At 72.6% G+C, this 19434-nt stretch carries 16 protein-coding genes; 12 read left to right on the forward strand and 4 right to left on the reverse strand.

Annotated features, from left to right (window positions below; genetic code table 11):
• Positions 1–7 precede the first annotated feature (7 nt).
• Positions 8–1219 carry a cytochrome P450 family protein gene (locus OG574_RS26430; protein ID WP_326775217.1) on the reverse strand — a complete coding sequence of 404 codons (1212 nt, stop codon included), beginning with the start codon at positions 1217–1219 and terminating at the stop codon, positions 8–10.
• A gap of 62 nt (positions 1220–1281) precedes the next feature.
• Here OG574_RS26430 and OG574_RS26435 point away from each other — a divergent pair, with 62 nt between their 5' ends.
• Positions 1282–4227 (forward strand): FAD-binding and (Fe-S)-binding domain-containing protein, encoded by a 2946-nt coding sequence (locus OG574_RS26435; RefSeq protein WP_326775218.1) that lies wholly within the window; start codon positions 1282–1284, stop codon positions 4225–4227.
• 121 nt (positions 4228–4348) lie between these two features.
• Here the strand turns inward: OG574_RS26435 and OG574_RS26440 are convergent, their stop codons facing one another.
• The gene (locus OG574_RS26440) at positions 4349–5281 is read right to left on the reverse strand and encodes a LysR family transcriptional regulator (RefSeq protein WP_326775219.1); all 933 of its coding nucleotides are present in this window, start codon (positions 5279–5281) and stop codon (positions 4349–4351) included.
• 179 nt (positions 5282–5460) lie between these two features.
• Here OG574_RS26440 and OG574_RS26445 point away from each other — a divergent pair, with 179 nt between their 5' ends.
• The 10 genes from OG574_RS26445 to OG574_RS26490 all read left to right on the forward strand — a co-directional run bounded on the left by OG574_RS26445 (position 5461) and on the right by OG574_RS26490 (position 16137).
• On the forward strand, positions 5461–6522 hold the full coding sequence (locus tag OG574_RS26445) for an EamA family transporter (protein WP_398376710.1): 1062 nt from the start codon (positions 5461–5463) through the stop codon (positions 6520–6522).
• Positions 6523–6742: 220 nt separating this feature from the next.
• Complete coding sequence (locus tag OG574_RS26450) at positions 6743–7537, forward strand: TIGR03084 family metal-binding protein (protein WP_326775220.1); 795 nt, start codon at positions 6743–6745, stop codon at positions 7535–7537.
• Positions 7534–9234, forward strand: a complete 1701-nt coding sequence (locus OG574_RS26455) for an acyclic terpene utilization AtuA family protein (RefSeq protein WP_326775221.1) — start codon at positions 7534–7536, stop codon at positions 9232–9234. Before OG574_RS26450 ends, OG574_RS26455 begins: the two co-directional genes overlap by 4 nt.
• Positions 9231–10838 (forward strand): acyl-CoA carboxylase subunit beta, encoded by a 1608-nt coding sequence (locus tag OG574_RS26460; RefSeq protein ID WP_326775222.1) that lies wholly within the window; start codon positions 9231–9233, stop codon positions 10836–10838. Before OG574_RS26455 ends, OG574_RS26460 begins: the two co-directional genes overlap by 4 nt.
• Positions 10839–10855: 17 nt before the next feature.
• Complete coding sequence (locus tag OG574_RS26465; RefSeq protein ID WP_326778625.1) at positions 10856–12709, forward strand: acetyl/propionyl/methylcrotonyl-CoA carboxylase subunit alpha; 1854 nt, start codon at positions 10856–10858, stop codon at positions 12707–12709.
• Positions 12706–13875, forward strand: coding sequence for an acyl-CoA dehydrogenase family protein (locus OG574_RS26470; RefSeq protein ID WP_100595768.1), 1170 nt, complete (start codon positions 12706–12708; stop codon positions 13873–13875). The genes OG574_RS26465 and OG574_RS26470 overlap by 4 nt, the downstream gene beginning before the upstream one ends.
• Before the next feature lie 293 nt (positions 13876–14168).
• Positions 14169–14420, forward strand: a complete 252-nt coding sequence (locus OG574_RS26475) for a DUF6400 family protein (protein WP_326775223.1) — start codon at positions 14169–14171, stop codon at positions 14418–14420.
• On the forward strand, positions 14404–14643 hold the full coding sequence (locus tag OG574_RS26480) for a hypothetical protein (RefSeq protein WP_326775224.1): 240 nt from the start codon (positions 14404–14406) through the stop codon (positions 14641–14643). The genes OG574_RS26475 and OG574_RS26480 overlap by 17 nt, the downstream gene beginning before the upstream one ends.
• Positions 14644–14800: 157 nt before the next feature.
• Positions 14801–15547, forward strand: coding sequence for an enoyl-CoA hydratase family protein (locus tag OG574_RS26485; RefSeq protein WP_326775225.1), 747 nt, complete (start codon positions 14801–14803; stop codon positions 15545–15547).
• Complete coding sequence (locus OG574_RS26490) at positions 15535–16137, forward strand: TetR/AcrR family transcriptional regulator (protein ID WP_326775226.1); 603 nt, start codon at positions 15535–15537, stop codon at positions 16135–16137. The genes OG574_RS26485 and OG574_RS26490 overlap by 13 nt, the downstream gene beginning before the upstream one ends.
• A 76-nt stretch (positions 16138–16213) precedes the next feature.
• Here OG574_RS26490 and OG574_RS26495 read toward each other — a convergent pair whose 3' ends face one another.
• Positions 16214–17344 (reverse strand): citrate synthase 2, encoded by a 1131-nt coding sequence (locus tag OG574_RS26495; protein WP_100596006.1) that lies wholly within the window; start codon positions 17342–17344, stop codon positions 16214–16216.
• 232 nt (positions 17345–17576) lie between these two features.
• On the opposite strand from OG574_RS26495, the gene pdxH reads away from it, so the two are divergent.
• Complete coding sequence (pdxH, locus tag OG574_RS26500; protein WP_442816853.1) at positions 17577–18317, forward strand: pyridoxamine 5'-phosphate oxidase; 741 nt, start codon at positions 17577–17579, stop codon at positions 18315–18317.
• A 30-nt stretch (positions 18318–18347) separates the two neighbouring features.
• On the opposite strand, the gene OG574_RS26505 is transcribed toward pdxH, so the two are convergent.
• Entirely contained in the window at positions 18348–19208 is an 861-nt protein-coding gene (locus tag OG574_RS26505; protein WP_326775227.1) for an alpha/beta fold hydrolase, read from the reverse strand.
• Positions 19209–19434 lie beyond the last annotated feature (226 nt).

Genomic DNA, 19434 nt, shown 5'->3' on the forward strand with positions numbered 1-19434 from the left:
TCGGCCCTCAGCGCAGAAGCCGTACCGGCAGCTCGAACAGGTCGTTCTGCGTCACCACCGGCTTGTGGCGCAGGGACGTGGGCGGGACGGCGAGGGTGAGGTCGGGGAAGCGGGCGTACAGCGCGGGCAGTGCCACCGCCGCCTCCAGGCGGGAGAGCGCCGCGCCCGGGCACACATGGGGGCCGTGGCCGAACGAGATGTGGCGGTTCGGGGACGTGCGTGTCACGTCGAACGCGCCCGCCGTCGGGCCGTGCGCCTGCTCGTCCCGGCCGATGGCCCCGTACGACACGATCAGCGCGTCGCCCTTCGCGATCACCTTGCCGCCGACCGGTACGTCCTCGGCGGCGAAGCGGATCAGGACGTGTGACGTCGGCGTGGAGTGGCGCAGCGTCTCCTCGACCACGGCCTCCCACGGGACGTCGCCGGAGAGGACCTGCGCGAGCTGTTCGGGGTGGGCGGACAGGTTCACCACGGCGTTGACGATCAGCGAGATCGTCGTCTCGTGGCCCGCTGCGACCATCAGCTGGAGCGTGGAGACGATCTCCTCGTCCGTGAGCCGGTCGCCGTCGTCGCCCGACGCCAGGATCAGGGCGCTCGTCAGGTCTTCGCCGGGCTCCGCGCGCCGGGAGGCGACCGTGGCGGCCATGATCCCGGCCAGCTCCGTCAGCGTCGCGACGACCTCCGCCGGCGGGGTCTGCGTGGAGAAGAACTTCTCGAACAGGACCTTGAGGCGGGGCAGCGCCGAGTCGTCGATGCCCATGAGGTCGGCGATCACGTACATGGGGAGGGGGTAGGCGAACGCCGCCTTGAGGTCGACGGTGGTGCCGTCCTCGGGCAGGGCGTCCAGGAGCTCCTCGGTGCGCAGCGCGATCCGGTCGCGCATCAGCTCCACCCGGCGGGGCGTGAGGGCCTGCGCCACGAGCGTGCGCAGCCTGCGGTGGTCCTCGCCGTCGACCGTCAGCATGGAACGGCCCGGGTTGGCGAGCCCGATCAGCGGCCAGTCGGCCGGGATCTCGCCGCGCCGCCACGCGCCCCACACCTCGATGTCCTTCACCAGCCGCCGGTCGTTGAGGAGTTGACGCGCCTCCGCATGGTGCGTGACCGCCCATACCGGTACGCCGCCCGGCAGCTCGGCCTCGGCGAGGGGGCCCGCGGCGCGCAGCGCGGCGCTCTCGGCGTCCAGGTCGGTGACGAACGGGTCGAGGGCTATGCGGGGCATGGGAGTTGCTCCTGTTCGTGGCGAACTGTTGTCGTTCCCGGGGGAGATGCATGCTGGGAGGCATGGCTGCCACCGTGGGAAACCAGGACCCGGAAGGTATCGCGAGGGCGTTGCGCGGCGTCGTGCGCGGGGAGGTCGACTTCTCCGCGGCCGCGCGGGCGCTGATGACCATGGACGCGTCCAACTACCGGAGAGTCCCCGTCGGGGTCGTGGCGCCGCGCGACGCCGACGACGTGGCGGCCGTGCTCACGGTCTGCCGGGAGCACGGGGTGCCGGTCGTGGCGCGCGGGGGCGGTACGTCGATCGCGGGGCAGGCGACCGGGACGGGCGTCGTCATGGACTTCACGCGGCACATGAACCGGATCGTGTCGGTCGACCCGGAAGCACGAACTGCCGTGGTGCAGCCGGGAGTCGTCCTCGACCGGTTGCAGGAGGCGGGCGCGCGGCACGGACTTCGGTTCGGGCCCGATCCGTCTACGCACAGCCGGTGCACTGTGGGCGGGATGATCGGGAACAACTCGTGCGGGTCGCATTCGGTGGCCTATGGAACGACGGCTGACAATATCTGTTATCTGTCATCTGTTGTCCGTCAGTCCAACGGTGATTTTCGTCAGCGCACCCTGGGCCGTGGCTGGCAAGGCGCCCCCGATTCCCTCCGCCCGCTGATCGAGGGTGAGTTGGCGCTCCTGCGCACCGGCTTCCCCGACCTGCCGCGTCGTATCTCCGGGTACGCCGCCGACGCCCTGCTCCCCGAGAACGGCGTCGACCTCGCCCGTTTCCTCTGTGGCACCGAAGGCACCCTCGGCATCGTCACCGAGGCGACCGTCCGGCTCGTCGAAGCGCCACGCGCGCGTGCCCTCGCGGTGCTCGCCTACGCCGACGAGAGCGCCGCCGCCGAGGCCGCAGCGGGGCTCCTGCCGCACCGGCCGCTCACCGTCGAGGGCATGGCCGCCGACCTCGTACGGGAACAGGCCGGCCTGCCGAAGGGCGGCGCCTGGCTGTTCGTCGAGACCGGCGGCGACACTGCGGCCCAGGCACGCGCGCACGCCCAGGAGATCGTGCGGGCCGCAGCCGACGGCACGACGGACTCCCTCATCGTCGACGACCCCGCGGGCCAGCGCGCCCTGTGGCGCATCCGCGAGGACGCCTCCGGCACCGCTACCCGTATGCCCGACGGCACCGAGGCGTGGCCCGGCTGGGAGGACTGCGCGGTGCCGCCCGCCCGCCTCGGCCCGTATCTGCGGGACTTCAGGGGGCTCCTGGCGCAGCACGGCCTGCGCGGCACCCCGTACGGGCACTTCGGGGACGGCTGCATCCACGTACGCATCGACTTCGACCTGCTCAGCGAGACCGGCGTGCGGCGCTTTCGGCACTTCTCGGAGGACCTCGCCGAACTCGTCGTCGCGCACGGCGGATCGCTGTCCGGGGAGCACGGCGACGGGCAGGCCCGCGCCGAACTCCTGCCGAAGATGTACGGGCCCGAGCTGGTGGACCTCTTCGGGCGGATCAAGGACGCGTGGGATCCGGACGGTCTCCTCAACCCCGGCATTCTCGTGCGCCCCGCCCGCCTCGACGAGAACCTGCGCTTCGCCGTCCTGCCGCGCGGCCCCGTCGACGTCGAGTTCGCCTACCCGCACGACGGCGGCGACTTCTCCGCCGCGGTACGCCGTTGCGTGGGCGTCGCCAAGTGCCGTACGGAATCCGCCCCTTCGGGCGGTGTCATGTGCCCGTCCTTCCGGGTGACCGGCGAGGAGACGCACTCCACGCGCGGGCGCGCGCGCCTGCTGCACGAGATGCTCGCCGGCGAGGTGGTCACGGACGGCTGGCAGTCCACGGAGGTACGGGACGCACTCGACCTGTGCCTGTCGTGCAAGGGGTGCCGCACGGACTGCCCGGTCGGCGTCGACATGGCCACGTACAAGGCGGAGTTCCTGCATCACCACTACGAAGGGCGCAGGCGGCCCGCGGCGCACTACTCCATGGGGTGGCTGCCGCGCTGGCTGCGGGCCGTGCACCACGCGCGCGTGGCGGGCGTCGTCAACACCCTCGCGCGCGTGGGGCCGTTGGCCGCCCTCGGCAAGCGGCTCGGCGGGATCGCCTCGGAGCGGAAGATTCCGCGGGTCGCCCCCGAGACGTTCAGCGCGTGGTGGCGGCGGGATCTGCGCCGGCGGGTGCAGGCGGCCCGGCGGGGCGGCGCGGCGCGGTCCGGGGGCGACGGGCCCGAGGTGGTCCTGTGGCCGGACACGTTCACGGAGCATCTCGCGCCGCAGGTCGGGCGGGCCGCCGTGCGGGTACTCGAAGAGGCGGGGCTCTCCGTGCTGCTGCCCCCGACGCGGGTCTTCGACTACAGGCCGGACGGGCCGGCGGCGGTCGCCGGGCTCCTTCCGTCGCGGCGCGGCGGCGTCTGCTGTGGCCTCACGTATGTCTCCACGGGCCAGCTCGACCGCGCCCGCGCCGTCCTGCGCCGCACCCTCGACCTGATGCGGCCGGTCATCGACTCCGGGCTGCCCGTCGTTGTCCTGGAGCCGAGCTGCGCCGCCGCGCTCCGCACCGATCTGCCGGAGCTGCTGCCGGACGAGCCGCGCGCCCGGCTCCTCGCCGACTCGGTCCTCACGTTCGCCGAGGCCCTGGAGCGGTTCGCTCCGCACTGGGACCCACCCCGGGTAGACCGCCCCGCCGTCGGCCAGACCCACTGCCACCAGCACGCGGTCCTGGGTGACGCCGCCGAGCGGAGGCTGCGGGAAAGGGCCGGTCTGGAGGGCGAGCTGAGCGGGGGATGTTGTGGCCTCGCGGGCAACTTCGGCTTCGAGAAAGGGCATTACGACGTGTCGGCGGCCTGCGCGGAGGAACAGCTCCTGCCCGCCGTCCGTGCCGCCGACGACGGCGCCGTGGTCCTCGCGGACGGCTTCTCGTGCCGCACGCAGCTGGAGCAACTGGAGCGGGAAGGCGGCCGGCCGGGGCGGCATCTGGCTGAGGTGCTCGCGGAGGCGCTGGGGTTCAGTTCGTAGGGCGCGTGCCGGCGGACGGCATGACCTGCGGGGTCACGTCGTAGGGCGCGTTCCGCCGGACGGTATGGCCTCTGGGGTCACGTCGTAGGACGCGTTCCGCCGGACGGCACGACCTCCAGGGTCACTCCGTAGATCGCGTTCCGCCGGACGGTACGACCTCGTGGGCGAGTTCCACCAGGTCCCGTACGGCGGGGTGACGCGGGCCGGCGTCGCGCCAGGCGAGGACGACGGGCAGGTCGGGGGCGTCGGTCAGCGGGACGTAGACGACGCCCGGGTGCGGGTGCATGCCGGGCGTGGCCGTCGTCGTGACGCCCACCGCGCGGTCGGCCGCGATGCCCGCGAGCCAGTCGTCCGTGTTCGCCACGGTGATCGTCGCGGTGGGCCGGGCGGCGGCCGGCCAGAGGTCGAGGGCGGTGGTGCCGGAGACGGTGTTCACGGCGATGGTGTGGCCGGAGAGGTCGGCGAGGGTGAGCGCGCCGCGCGCGGCGAGAGGGCTGTCGGACGGTACGGCCGCGACCCGGCTCTCCGTGTGCAGGAGCTCGGTGACCAGGCCCGGCGCGTCCACAGGCCCGCGCAGCAGTGCCACGTCGACGGCGCCGCGGGTCAGTCCGGCCGTGCGGTCGTCGATGCGCAGGAGTTCGAGCGGCACGTCGGGGTGCCGCTCCCGCCAGCGCCGCAGCAGGGGCGTGGTGTACGGGCCCGCCGCCGACCAGGCGTGCCCGAGCCGCAGCGGGCGCCGCACGGCGCGGACGGAGTCCAGGGCGTCCTCGAACGCGGCGACGGCGGCCGCCGCGCTCTCCTGGAACGCGCGCCCTTCGGCGGTCAGGGCGAGGTGGTGGGTGGAGCGGTCGACGAGCCGTACGCCGAGCGCGTCCTCGAGGGTCGCGAGGGTGCGCGAGACGGCGGGCTGGGTGAGGCGGAGCCGGGCGGCGGCGCGTGTGACGTTGCCCTCCTCGGCGATGGCGAGGAAGCAGCGCAGATGGCGCAGCTCCAGGGAGTGGAGGGCATACGGACCGCTCATGCCTGCGGAGCATAACGGGAGCGCAGTCGGCATTTCACGGACCGCGCGCGGCGGTCTTAGCGTGACAGGTGGGCTTGCGTCGCGCGGAGCGTGCAGGCGGTGGAACGTCAGCCGTAAAAGGGGTCCACGATCATGACGTGGTGTACTACCTTGGACGGTGAAGTCCACCCTATTGAACTGTGGGGGGTGGCGGTGAAAGGGAAGGCTCAGACGTGAACGTCTCACGGACCGACCGGGCGGCGACCGGCGCCGACGCGGCGGCCGCCGCACTGGTGCCGCCGGAGGCCGCGGTGGCGCAGCCGGAGGTGGCGGGTGCTCCCGCCGCGCCCGAGGGGGCCACGCCGAACGGCTCCCGCTGGGGCGCGCTCGGGCCGGTCGGACTCGTGCTCGGCGGCTGTGTGTCGGTGCAGTTCGGCGCGGCCGTCGCGGTGTCGCTGATGCCGCGCGCCGGTGCGGTCGGCGTGGTCACCCTGCGCCTGGTGTTCGCCGCGATCGTGCTGCTCATCGTGTGCCGGCCGAAGCTGCGCGGTCACTCGCGCGCCGACTGGGGCACCGTCGTCGCCTTCGGCGTCGCCATGGGCAGCATGAACATGCTCTTCTACCAGGCGGCGGAGCGGATCCCCCTGGGCCCGGCCGTCACCCTCGAGGTGCTCGGCCCGCTCGCCCTGTCGGTCTTCGCCTCCCGCCGCCTGGTCAACGCGATCTGGGCCGGCCTCGCGCTCTGCGGCGTCTTCCTCCTCGGCGGGGGCGGCTTCGGCGGACTCGACCTGGTCGGCGCGGCCTTCGCCGTCTCGGCGGGCGGCATGTGGGCGGCGTACATCATCTTCAGCGCCCGTACGGGGCGCAGGTTCCCGCAAGCGGACGGGCTCGCCCTCGCGATGGCGGTCGCGGCCGTCCTCTCCCTGCCGCTCGGCATCGCGGCGTCCGGCTCGAAGCTCGTCGTGCCGACGACGATGGCCCTCGGCGCGGCCGTCGCCGTCATGTCCTCGGTGCTCCCCTACACCCTCGAACTCCTCGCCCTGCGCCGCCTGCCCGCGTCCACCTTCGCGGTCATGATGAGCCTCGAACCGGCCATCGCCGCGCTCGCCGGATTCCTCATCCTCGACCAGGCCATGTCCGCCCTCGGCGCCCTGGCGATCGCCCTGGTCATCGCGGCCAGCATCGGCGCTGTGCGCACACAGGTGGGCCGGGGGCGGGCGAAAATGCCCGAGCCGGAGGCCAAGAAGGTGCCCGCGTCAGAGGGCAAGAGGATGCCCGCGTCGGAGACCAAGTAGGCCGAGGCAGGCCCGAGCGGGCCGAAGTGGGCCGAGCGTCAGGTTGGTTGACGCGCGGGTGCGGCGGACGTCGGTGGAGGGCTGAGCAGAGCCCCCCGACGTCCGCCGCACCCGTTTTGCATCGCCCCCATGGCCAATTTTCATACAAGCACGCTTGATTGTTTCTCCGGGCGCTGCCATGCTCCGGGGCACGCCGTCGTGCCCCGGAGGGGAGCGCATCGTGTCCGACCCGTTGGCCGTGCTCGAGGATCTGCGCAGTGAGAGCGCCGAACTCGACCGGATCGTCAGTGAGCTGAGCGAGGACCGATGGGCCCTCGCCACGCCCGCGCCCGGCTGGAGCGTGGCCCACCAGATCGCGCACCTGGCCTGGACCGACCACTCCGCCCTGCTCGCGGTGACGGACGCCGACGCGTTCGCCGCCCTCGTGCGGGACGCCGTCGCCGCGCCCGACGCCTTCGTCGACGCGGGGGCGGAGGAGGGCGCCGCGCTGCCGCCCGCCGAACTGCTCGCCCGCTGGCGCGCGGGCCGCGAGGAACTGCTCCGGGCCCTGGTCGCCGCCCCCGCAGGGACACGTTTCCCTTGGTACGGGCCACCCATGTCGGCCGCCTCCATGGCGACGGGCCGCCTCATGGAGACCTGGGCCCACGGTCAGGACGTGGCCGATGCGCTGGGTGTCGAGCGCAAGCCCAGCGACCGGCTGCGGCATGTGGCCCGCATCGGGATCCGGGCCCGCGACTTCGCCTTCACCGTACGTGGGCTGACCTCGCCCGCCGAGGAGTTCCGCGTCGAACTGACTGCCCCCTCCGGCGACCTGTGGACGTACGGGCCCGAGGACGCGGCGCAGCGCGTGACGGGATCCGGGCTCGACTTCTGCCTGCTGGTGACGCAGCGGGCGCACCGCGACGACGTCGACGTACGGGCCGAAGGCGCCGACGCCGACCGGTGGCTGGACATCGCCCAGGCCTTCGCGGGACCGCCGGGACCGGGGCGTGAGGCGAAGGAGGCCGGGCGGTGACCGAGGACGTACTGCGCATAGGCAACGCCTCCGGCTTCTACGGCGACCGCTTCGACGCCCTGCGCGAGATGCTCGAAGACGGCCCCCTCGACGTCCTGACCGGCGACTACCTCGCCGAACTGACCATGCTCATCCTGGGCCGCGATCGCCTGAAGGACCCCGCGCGCGGCTACGCCCGCACGTTCCTGCGCCAGCTGGAGGAGACCCTCGGCCCGGCGCTCGACCGGGGCGTGCGGATCGTCGCGAACGCGGGCGGGCTCAATCCGGCCGGACTCGCCGACGCTGTACGGGAGTTGGCGGGACGGCTCGGCCTCCACGCGCGCGTGGCGCACGTCGAGGGCGACGACCTCTCCCCGGGTGGGCGCTTCCCGGGCGCCCTCACCGCCAACGCCTACCTCGGCGGCGCCGGGATCACCGCCTGTCTCGCCGCCGGCGCCGACATCGTGGTCACCGGCCGCGTCACCGACGCCGCCCTGGTCACCGGGCCCGCGGCCTGGCGCTTCGGGTGGGAGCAGGACGCGTACGACCGGCTCGCGGGGGCCGTCGTCGCCGGGCACATCCTGGAGTGCGGGACCCAGGCGACGGGCGGCAACTACTCCCGCTTCGCCGGGCGGGCCCGCGATCTGCGGCGCCCCGGCTTCCCCCTCGCCGAACTCCACGCGGACGGCTCCTGCGTCATCACCAAGCACCCCGGCACGGGCGGGCTCGTGACCGTGGGGACGGTGACGGAACAGCTCCTCTACGAGACCGGCGGCGCCCGGTACGCCGGACCCGACGTGACGGCGAGGCTGGACACCGTACGGCTCACGCAGGAGGCCCCGGACCGCGTCCGCGTCGACGGCGTACGAGGCGAGGCCCCGCCCCCCACCCTCAAGGTCGGCCTCAACCGGCTCGGCGGCTTCCGCAACGAGGTCGTGTTCGTGCTGACCGGTCTCGACATCGAGGCCAAGGCGTCGCTCGTACGGGAGCAGATGGACGAGGCGTTCGACCGTGCCAAGTCCCGGCCCGCACAGGTGACGTGGGAGCTGGCGCGCACGGATCGGGCGGACGCGGACACGGAGGAGACCGCGAGCGCGCTGTTGCGGCTCGTCGTCCGGGACGGCGACGCGGACGCGGTGGGCCGCACTCTCAGCAGCGCGGCGATCGAGCTGGCACTCGGCAGCTACCCCGGCTTCCACGTGACGGCACCGCCGGGGAAGGGCGCGCCGTACGGGGTGTTCGAGGCGGCGTACGTGGACCGGGGCGAGGTCGAGCAGGTCGCCGTACTGCCGGACGGCGTGCGGAAGTTGATCACGTACGACGGTCCGGCACGCGCGCTGACGGACGTGGAGGAACCACCCCTGCCCGCGCCCCTGCCGCCCGGCCCCACCCGGCGCGCCCCCCTCGGCCTCGTCGCGGGCGCCCGCAGCGGCGACAAGGGCGGGGACGCGAATGTGGGGGTGTGGGTGGACGGAGACGAGGCCTGGCGGTGGCTCGTGCATGAGATGACAGCTGACAGATTTCAGAATCTGATATCTGAAAGCCGTCATCTGACAGTTGTCCGGCACGTGCTGCCCAACCTCCGCGCCCTCAACTTCACCGTCACCGGCCTCCTCGGTCAGGGCGTCGCCTCCCAGCACCGTTTCGACCCTCAGGCCAAGGGGCTCGGCGAGTGGCTGCGTTCCCGTCATCTGGACATACCGGAGGTGCTCCTGTGACCGTTCTCGCCTCGGCTCTGGACGTCGGCGGTGCCGACTTCGCCGCTCACCGCGAGGCCATGATCGGCAAGCTCGACGCGCTCGACGCCGAGCACGCCAAGGCGCTTGCGGGTGGCGGCGAGAAGTACGTCCAACGGCACCGTGAACGCGGCAAGTTGCTCGCCCGTGAACGTATCGAGCTGCTCCTCGACCCCGATACGCCCTTCCTCGAACTCTCCCCTCTCGCGGCCTGGGGCAGCGACTACGCCGTCGGCGCCTCCCTCGTCACCGGCATCGGCGTCGTCGAAGGCGTCGAGTGCCTGGTCACCGCGAATGATCCGACGGTGCGCGGCGGAGCCAGTAACCCCTGGTCACTGAAGAAGGCCCTGCGCGCCAACGAGATCGCGTTCGCCAACCGGCTGCCCTGCATCAGCCTCGTCGAGTCCGGCGGCGCCGATCTGCCCTCCCAGAAGGAGATCTTCATCCCGGGCGGCGGCATCTTCCGCGACATCACGCGCCTCTCGGCCGCCGGGATCCCCACCGTCGCCGTCGTCTTCGGCAACTCCACCGCCGGCGGCGCGTACATCCCCGGCATGTCCGACCACGTGATCATGGTCAAGGAGCGGGCGAAGGTCTTCCTGGGCGGGCCGCCTCTGGTGAAGATGGCGACCGGCGAGGAGAGCGACGACGAGTCGCTCGGCGGCGCCGAGATGCACGCCCGTGCCTCCGGGCTCGCCGACTACTTCGCGCTCGACGAGCGGGACGCGATCCGGCAGGCGCGCCGCGTCGTCGCCCGTCTCAACCACCGCAAGGCGTACGCGGATCCACAGCTCGTGGAGCCGCCCAAGTACGACAGCGACGAACTCCTCGGCATCGTGCCCGGCGACCTCAAGGTCCCCTTCGACCCGCGCGAGGTCATCGCCCGGATCGTGGACGGCTCCGACTTCGACGAGTTCAAGCCGCTGTACGGGTCGAGCCTGACAACCGGCTGGGCGTCCCTGCACGGCTATCCGGTCGGCATCCTCGCCAATGCGCAAGGGGTTCTCTTCAGCGAGGAGTCGCAGAAGGCCGCCCAGTTCATCCAGCTCGCCAACCAGCGCGACATCCCGCTCCTGTTCCTGCACAACACCACCGGCTACATGGTCGGCAAGGAGTACGAGCAGGGCGGCATCATCAAGCACGGCTCGATGATGATCAACGCCGTCAGCAACAGCCGCGTGCCGCACCTCTCGGTCCTCATGGGCGCCTCGTACGGGGCGGGTCACTACGGGATGTGCGGGCGGGCCTTCGACCCCCGCTTCCTCTTCGCCTGGCCGAGCGCCAAGTCGGCCGTGATGGGGCCGCAGCAGCTCGCCGGTGTCCTGTCGATCGTGGCCCGCCAGTCCGCCGCCGCGAAGGGGCAGCCATACGACGACAAGGCTGCCGAGGCGGACGCGGCACTGCGCGCGATGGTGGAGCAGCAGATCGAGTCCGAGTCCCTGCCGATGTTCCTTTCCGGGCGGCTGTACGACGACGGGGTCATCGACCCGCGCGACACCCGGACCGTGCTCGGCCTGTGCCTGTCCGCGATCCACACGGCGCCCGTGGAGGGCGCGCGCGGTGGATTCGGCGTGTTCCGGATGTGAGGCCCATGACCACGCGAATGATCACCTCTGTACTCGTCGCCAACCGCGGCGAGATCGCCTGCCGCGTCTTCCGTACCTGCGCCGAGCTGGGCATCCGGACCGTCGCCGTGTACTCGGACGCCGACGAGAACGCCCTCCACGCGCGCGTGGCCGATGCCGCCGTGCGGCTTCCGGGGGCGTCGCCCGCCGAGACGTATCTGCGCGGCGACCTGATCGTGAAGGCCGCCCTGGCCGCGGGCGCGGACGCCGTGCACCCCGGCTACGGGTTCCTGTCCGAGAACGCCGGCTTCGCGCGGGCCGTCGCCGACGCGGGCCTGACCTGGATCGGTCCGCCGCCCGAGGCGATCGAGGCGATGGCGTCGAAGACGCGCGCCAAGGAGCTCATGGGCATCGAGCCCCTCAAGGCCGTCACGGACGAGGACCTGCCCGTCCTTGTGAAGGCCGCCGCCGGCGGCGGCGGGCGCGGCATGCGGGTCGTACGGGAACTTGCCGAGCTGGACGCGCAGTTGGCTGCCGCCGGGGCCGAGGCGCTGAGCGCCTTCGGGGACGGTGAGGTGTTCGTCGAGCCGTACATCGAGGGCGGCCGGCACGTCGAGGTGCAGGTCATGGCCGACGCGCACGGCACCGTGTGGGCGCTGGGCACCCGCGACTGCTCGCTCCAGCGGCGCCATCAGAAGGTCATCGAGGAGGCGCCCGCACCCGGTCTCACGCCTGAACTCGAAGCGTCTCTACGGGAGATGGCCGTGCGCGCCGCACGCGCCACCGACTACCGGGGCGCCGGAACCGTCGAGTTCCTCGTCGCCGACGGCAAGGCGCACTTCCTGGAGATGAACACCCGCCTCCAGGTCGAACACCCCGTCACCGAGGCCGTGTTCGGCGTCGATCTCGTGGCGCTGCAACTGCGCGTCGCCGAGGGCGAGCCCCTGGGTGAAGAGGCGCCCGTCGCGCGCGGACACTCGGTAGAGGCCCGTCTGTACGCGGAGGATCCGGCCGCCGGCTGGGCCCCGCAGACCGGCACGCTGCACCGGCTGTCCGTCCCGGAGGCCGTGCGCCTGGACACCGGGTTCACGGACGGCGACCCGATCGGGGTGCACTACGACGCGATGCTCGCCAAGGTCGTCGCGCACGCGCCGACCCGCGCCGAGGCCCTGCGCAAGCTGGCGGGCGCCCTGGACCGGGCCGTCGTGCACGGCCCGGTCACCAACAGGGAGCTGCTCGTACGGTCGCTGCGGCACCCGGAATTCACCGCGGGCGGCACGGACACCGGGTTCTACGACCGGCACCTGGCCGCGCTCACGGCGCCGGACCCGGACCCGTACGCCCCGCTCGCCGCGGCCCTCGCCGACGCGCACGGCCGCTCGCGGTTCGGCGGCTGGCGCAATGTGGCGTCGCAGCCGCAGGTCAAGCACTACCGCACCGAACCCGACGGGACCGAGCACGAGGTGCGCTACCGGCACACCCGCGACGGTCTGGCCGCGGACGGAGTGCGCGTCGTGCGCGCGACCCCGGCGCTCGTCGTGATCGAAGTGGATCGCGTAGTGAGGAAGTTCGACGTATCGGTCCACGGGGAGCGCGTGTACGTGAACGGCGCCGCGCTCGCCGCCCTGCCCCGCCTCCCCGAGCCCGTCGCGCGCCAGGAGCCGGGATCCCTGCTCGCGCCGATGCCCGGCACCGTCGTGCGGCTCGCCGAAGGGCTCGCCGAGGGCGTCACGGTCGCCGCGGGGCAGCCCCTCATCTGGCTGGAGGCGATGAAGATGGAGCACCGCATCACCGCTCCCGCCTCCGGCACGCTCACCGCCCTGCACGCCGCGCCCGGCCGCCAGGTCGAGGTCGGCGCCCTGCTCGCCGTCGTACAGGAGGATCAGTCGTGAACGCTCCCGTCCTCGAATCCGAGGAGCACCAGGCCCTGCGCTCCGCCGTCGCCGCTCTCGGCAGCCGCTTCGGACGCGACTACATGACCCGCGTCGTCCGCGAGGAGGGCCACCCCGAGGAGCTGTGGGCGGAGGCCGCGAAGCTCGGCTACCTGGGCGTGAACCTGCCCGAGGAGCACGGCGGCGGAGGCGGCGGCATGTATGAACTGTCGCTGGTCCTCGAGGAGCTGGGCGCATCCGGTGCGCCGCTGCTGATGATGGTCGTGTCGCCCGCGATCTGCGGCACCGTCATCTCCCGCTTCGGGACGCCGGAGCAGAAGGCTGCCTGGCTGCCGGGTCTCGCCGACGGCAGCCGCACGATGGCGTTCGGGATCACCGAGCCCGACGCGGGCTCCAACTCGCACCGCATCACGACCACCGCCCGCCGCGACGGGGACAGCGGCGACTGGATCCTGTCCGGGCGCAAGGTGTTCGTGTCCGGCGTCGACATAGCCGATGCCACCCTCATCGTGGGCCGCACCGAGGACGCGCGTACGGGGAGCCTCAAGCCGTGTCTGTTCATCGTGCCGCGTGACGCCGAGGGCTTCGGGCGGCGGCAGATCGACATGGAACTCCAGGCGCCGGAGAAGCAGTTCGAGCTCGTCCTCGACGACGTACGGCTCCCGGCCGACGCGCTCGTCGGTGACGAGGACGCCGGCCTGCTCCAGCTGTTCGCGGGCCTCAACCCCGAGCGCATCATGACGGCCGCGTTCGCGATCGGCATGGGCCGTTTCGCGCTGGCCAGGGCCGTCGGGTACGCGAAGGAGCGCACCGTCTGGAAGTCGCCCATCGGCGCGCACCAGGCCATCGCGCACCCGCTCGCGCAGGCCCACATCGAGCTGGAGACGGCCCGGCTGATGATGCAGAAGGCGGCCCATCTGTACGACGCGGGCGACGACATCGGGGCGGGGGAGGCCGCGAACATGGCCAAGTACGCGGCCGCGGAGGCCTGTGTGCGGGCCGTCGACCAGGCGGTGCACACACTCGGCGGCAACGGCCTCACCCGCGAGTTCGGCCTCGCCTCGCTCATCACGGCGTCCCGCGTGGCCCGTATCGCTCCCGTGAGCCGGGAAATGATCCTCAACTACGTGTCCCACCAGACCCTGGGGCTGCCGAAGTCGTACTAGCGACCTGAGCCGGAGATTGGGGCCCCTGGGGGTTGTCCGGCGGATCATGGCCGGGCTCGCCCCGTGGGGCGGCGTGAAGTACGTCATAGTTCCGTCGGCGGATCGTGCCGGTCTCTTCGGGGCTGTCATCGGCAACGGCCCACCCCCGTAGGCGAATCCGAGGCCGCCCCGTCGACCGTCCGCGCGGTATGTCACCCTCGGCCACGACATGGCAACTTAGGTAACCCTTTCCTGTAGTCGGGGGTGCCTGGTACTGATGGTCGGGTTCTGCTCGGCTCGTCGGAAGTCTCGCCATGAATCAAGACAATTCACCCGGCCTCATACCCTTCACGATCGACCTGACCTTCGAGGAGACCCGGCGCCGTGCCGAGGTCGTGGCCGCGCTCGGCCCCGACTGGGATCCGGCGGCCGTCCTGCGGGGCGAGGACGAGGCGCACGCCCTCCTCTACTCGGGCCTGGACGCCGAGCAGCAGCGCACCTACGACCTTCTGGTGGCAGCCGGTGTCCTGCCGGGGGAGGAGTCCGGCCGTGCGTCTTCCCATTGATCCGCACGCCGACATCGCCCGGCGCGCCTGGGTGGCCTGCCCCGTCTGTGACGACGCCCGCCACTGCGTGCCCTGCGCCGACCGCCGCAACTGCCGCGAGCACTGGCGCTACCTGATCTCCAACCAGGGGCCGGTCCTCCACCTCCAGTGCCCGCAGTGCACCCATATGTGGTCCCTGAACACCCGGCCGGGCGTGACCGGGCCCGACGGCAGAACGCTCTGACCCGCGACCGGACGGCCGGATCCTGATTCATGCAGGCGTGCTTGATTGTTTCTGTGGCCGCTGCCACTCTCTGAACGTCGCACCCACGTGACCGGAGAGGGGCCGTGCCGCGCGCCGCCTCCGGGAAGATCCTCCGCCGACAGCTCCGGGAGACGTCGTGAGCATTGAAGAGCCCCTGGTCCACGCCTCGCACGAGCGCGGGATCACCACCCTCACCCTCGACTCCCCGTCCAACCGCAACGCCCTGTCCGCCGGGCTCGTCGCCGAGCTGGCGGACGCGTTCACGGCGTGCGGCAAGGACGATGCCGTACGGGCCGTCGTCCTCACCCACACCGGCAACACGTTCAGCGCCGGCGCCGACCTGAAGTCCCCGCCCCCGCCGGCGGCCCTGGTCGCCCTCCTGCGGCAGATCGTCGCGCTCGACCGGCCCGTCGTCGCGCGGATCGCCGGGCATGTGCGCGCGGGCGGGCTCGGCCTGCTCGGGGCGTGCGACATCTCGGCCGCCTCGCACGCCGCCTCGTTCGCGTTCACCGAGGTCCGCATAGGGGTCGCGCCCGCCGTCATCTCGCTGCCCCTGCTCCCGCGCACCGACCCGCGGGCCGTCGCCCGCTACTACCTGACGGGAGAGCGCTTCGACACGGAGGAAGCGGTCCGCATCGGGCTCCTGACGGCGGCGGGCGACGACGTCGACGCGGCCCTCGCCCCCGTCCTCGACGGGCTGCGCAGGTCGTCCCCGCAGGGCCTGGCCGAGACGAAACGGCTGCTCACGGCTAAGGTGCTGGAGGCCTTCGACCGGGACGCGGCCGACCTGAGCGCGCTCTCGGCCCGGCTGTTCTCCTCCGCACAGGCAGGCGAAGGGATGACGGCCTTCCTCGAACGACGGGATCCCGCATGGGTGCTGTGACCTCATCCGGTACGGCGGTGGAGCGCGCCCCCAAACAGGACCGCAGCCGCGCCACCCGCCTACGTCTCCTCGAAGCGGCCGTGTCCTGCCTCGCCGAGCGCGGCTGGTCGGGCTCCACGGTCTCCGTCGTCGCCGAACGGGCCGGGGTCTCGCGCGGCGCCGCCCAGCACCACTTCCCGACCCGCGAGGACCTGTTCACCGCCGCCGTCGAGTACGTCGCCGAGGAGCGCTCGACCGCCCTGCGCGGCCTGCGTCCCCGGGGCCGCACCGAGGTCGTCGCCGCCCTCGTCGACCTGTACACGGGCCCGTTGTTCCGGGCCGCCCTGCACCTGTGGGTGGCGGCGTCGAACGAGCCGCAGCTGGGCGGCCGCGTCACCGAACTCGAGGCCCGCGTCGGACGCGAGACCCACCGCATCGCCGTGGAACTCCTGGCCGCCGACGAGGCGCGCCCCGGCGTCCGCGAGACGGTGCAGGGGCTCCTCGACATGGCGCGCGGCCTCGGCCTCGCGAACCTCCTCACCGACGACGGGCCCCGCCGCGAGAGGGTCGTCGCGCAGTGGGCGGCGATCCTGGACGGGGCGCTGGGGTGACGCGGGGCAGATGACGTACGCGATCGGCGCCGCACGGAAGACCGCGCGGCGCCGCTCGCTGTGCCGAGGGCAGTACTCAGCCCGAGATGTCCCCGTACCCCTCGATGTCGCGCGGGTCGCGGGTGCCCGGGCCGATGTAGCGGGCCGAGGGGCGGACGAGGCGGCCCGTGCGCTTCTGCTCCAGGATGTGCGCCGACCAGCCGGCCGTGCGGGCGCACGTGAACATCGACGTGAACATGTGCGCCGGGACCTCCGCGAAGTCCAGCATGATCGCCGCCCAGAACTCCACGTTCGTCGCCAGGACCCGGTCGGGCCTGCGGGCGTGCAGCTCCGCGAGGGCCGCCTTCTCCAGCGCCTCGGCGACCTCGAAGCGCGGGGCGCCCAGCTCGCGGGCCGTGCGCCGCAGCACGCGCGCGCGGGGGTCCTCGGCGCGGTAGACGCGGTGCCCGAAGCCCATGAGGCGCTCGCCCTTGTCGAGGGCACGGCGGACGTACGCGTCCGCGTCGCCGGTGCGCTCGATCTCCTCGATCATGCCGAGGACGCGGGAGGGCGCGCCGCCGTGCAGGGGGCCCGACATGGCGCCGACGGCGCCCGAGAGCGCGGCCGCGACATCGGCGCCCGTGGAGGCGATGACGCGCGCGGTGAACGTGGAGGCGTTCATGCCGTGCTCGGCGGCGCTCGTCCAGTACGCGTCGACGGCGGCGACATGCTTCGGGTCGGGCTCGCCGCGCCAGCGCTTCATGAACCGCTCGACGACGGTGTCCGCCTTGTCGATCTCGCGCTGCGGCACCATCGGCCGGCCCTGTCCGCGGGCCGACTGGGCGACGTACGAGAGGGCCATGACGGCGGCGCGGGCGAGGTCCTCGCGGGCCTGCGCCTCGTCGATGTCGAGCAGCGGTTTCAGGCCCCACACGGGCGCGAGCATGGCGAGCGCGGACTGCACGTCGACGCGGATGTCGCCGGAGTGGACGGGGATGGGGAACGGCTCGGCGGGCGGCAGGCCCGGGTTGAAGGCCCCGTCGACGAGCAGGCCCCAGACGTTGCCGAACGAGACATGGCCGACCAGATCCTCGATGTCGACGCCCCGGTACCGGAGGGCGCCGCCCTCCTTATCCGGTTCGGCGATCTCCGTCTCGAACGCGACGACTCCCTCGAGGCCGGGCACGAAGCCGGGGACAGGGCCGGGGTCAAGGCCGGGGTCGGACATCAGGCGGCTCCTCTGAATGTGTACGACTCTGCGTCTGTACGACTCTGCATCTATCTGTACGACGGTGGACCGCGGTGGTGGCGCGGCCCCGGGGGCTCGCGGGCCGGATCGGTCACCCCGGTGATGCCCCGTTCGGCTGGCGGTCACCCAACCGAAGGGGCGGCGGGACCGACGACGATATCCGCTGGTGCCACCCTTGGGGAGAGCTCGCGGCACTCAGTGCCACTCAGTGATGAACTCCACGCGCCCGACTGCCCCATGCGTACGGCAGGATGACCGCGTGAGCGACCACCACGACCACCCCGACCACCACGCGCCCCCGAACCCCGCCGTCATGCGTGCGCAGTACCGCCCGCCGGGTGAAGGGCTCCTGGAGGAGGACGTCCCCGCGCGCCCGATGGAACTGTTCGAGCTCTGGTTCAACGAGGCCACGCGGGCGCGCGGCGTGCTGTACGAGCCGAACGCGATGGTGGTCTCCACGGCGGACGCGGCCGGCCGGCCGAGCTCGCGCACCGTGCTGCTCAAGGCCTACGACGACCGGGGCTTCGTCTTCTACACGAACTACGGCTCCCGCAAGGCCCGCGACCTGGCGGCGAACCACGAGATCGCGCTGCTCTTCCCCTGGCACCCGATGGCCCGCCAGGTCATCGTCTCCGGCACCGTCGCCCACACGAGCCGCGAGGAGACGGCCGCGTACTTCCGCTCGCGTCCGCGCGGCTCCCAGCTCGGCGCGTGGGCCAGCGCCCAGTCACAGGTCCTGGCCACGCGCGCCGAACTCGACACCGCGTACGCCGAACTCGCCGAGCGCTACCCGGAGGGCGAGAACATCCCGGTGCCCGACCACTGGGGCGGCTTCCGCGTCACCCCGCGCACGGTCGAGTTCTGGCAGGGCCGCGAGAACCGCCTCCACGACCGGCTCCGCTACGTCCACGAGCCGTCCGGCGCCTGGCGCGTCGAACGCCTGGGCCCCTGAACCCGGGTCCGCCGCTACGAGGTTCCGCCGCTACGAGGTGAGCACGCCGTCCAGGAAGGGCTCGATCGCGGAGCGCAACGCCTCCGGCCGGTCGTAGTGCACGAGATGCCCGGCGTCCGCGATCTCCGCGTACTCGCCCCTGGGCAGGACGCGGACCATCTCCTGCGACTCGGCGCGGCCCAGCTCGCCGTCGAGGCCGCGGACGACGAGGGTGGGACAGCGGACCTGGGCCAGCTCCTCCCAGTGCGCGTCGTAGACCCACGTGGCCCGGGAGACGAGCATCTGCCGGTGGTCGAACACGGGCCGCCAGCCGTCGGGGCTCTCCGCCATGACCTCGGCGTAGAACTCACCGCGCGAGGGCTGGGGCCGCTCCACCCACGGGTCGTCCTCGCCGAACCACTTCCGTACGTCGCCGAGCGTGGCGAAGGGCAGGGGCCAGGCGTCGAACCAGTCCTCCCACTCCCGCTGGGAGGCCGCCCCGAGTGCGGAGGCCCGCATATCGCAGATGATCACGGCCCGTACGAGGTCGGGGCGGCGCGCGGCGAGCTGCCAGGCGGTGAGCGCGCCCATGGAGTGGCCGATGACGACGGCGGGCGCGAGGCCGAGCTGCTCGAGGGCGGCCTCGGCGTCCTGGATGTACGCCTCGCGGTCGTAGGGACCCTCGGGGGGTTTCTGGCTCTGGCCGTGGCCGCGCTGGTCGAGCGCGACGGCACGGTGGCGCTCCGAGAGCCAGCGGGCGGTGTTCGCCCAGTGCGAGGCGCGGCCCATGAGGCCGTGCAGTAACAGCACGCCGGGGGACTGGTCGACCTCACCCGTCTTGGGAGGGTCGGCGAACTCCCACGCGGCGAGGCTCACGCCGCCCGCCCCGGTCACGTCGATGCGCCGCACCATAGGCCCTGGCACCCCCTTTTGGTCGCGCCTGCAGTCGCGTACCCGCGCACGCTATCGAACTCTTTTTCGAAAACGCGGTCGTTCTGGGCAATACCCCTCGTTCGAGTGACCACGCTCAAGGATTGATCGCCGTCGCCGAGGGGAGATCTTCAGCGGGAGGCGGACCGCTCGGGGAAATCGGTCCGAAGGGGATGACCCTGGGAGCTCGGGGCTCCGGGTCAGCACA

The organism is Streptomyces sp. NBC_01445, assembly GCF_035918235.1.
Classification (GTDB): domain Bacteria; phylum Actinomycetota; class Actinomycetes; order Streptomycetales; family Streptomycetaceae; genus Streptomyces.

What these genes read in the sequence shown, in the direction of transcription:
- OG574_RS26430 (WP_326775217.1), bottom strand. Translation starts at nt 1,219, where the DNA reads ATGCCCCGCATAGCCCTCGACCCGTTCGTCACCGACCTGGACGCCGAG.
- OG574_RS26435 (WP_326775218.1), top strand. Translation starts at nt 1,282, where the DNA reads ATGGCTGCCACCGTGGGAAACCAGGACCCGGAAGGTATCGCGAGGGCG.
- OG574_RS26440 (WP_326775219.1), bottom strand. Translation starts at nt 5,281, where the DNA reads ATGCCGACTGCGCTCCCGTTATGCTCCGCAGGCATGAGCGGTCCGTAT.
- OG574_RS26465 (WP_326778625.1), top strand. Translation starts at nt 10,856, where the DNA reads ATGATCACCTCTGTACTCGTCGCCAACCGCGGCGAGATCGCCTGCCGC.
- OG574_RS26475 (WP_326775223.1), top strand. Translation starts at nt 14,169, where the DNA reads ATGAATCAAGACAATTCACCCGGCCTCATACCCTTCACGATCGACCTG.
- OG574_RS26490 (WP_326775226.1), top strand. Translation starts at nt 15,535, where the DNA reads ATGGGTGCTGTGACCTCATCCGGTACGGCGGTGGAGCGCGCCCCCAAA.
- OG574_RS26495 (WP_100596006.1), bottom strand. Translation starts at nt 17,344, where the DNA reads ATGTCCGACCCCGGCCTTGACCCCGGCCCTGTCCCCGGCTTCGTGCCC.
- pdxH (WP_442816853.1), top strand. Translation starts at nt 17,577, where the DNA reads ATGAACTCCACGCGCCCGACTGCCCCATGCGTACGGCAGGATGACCGC.
- OG574_RS26505 (WP_326775227.1), bottom strand. Translation starts at nt 19,208, where the DNA reads ATGGTGCGGCGCATCGACGTGACCGGGGCGGGCGGCGTGAGCCTCGCC.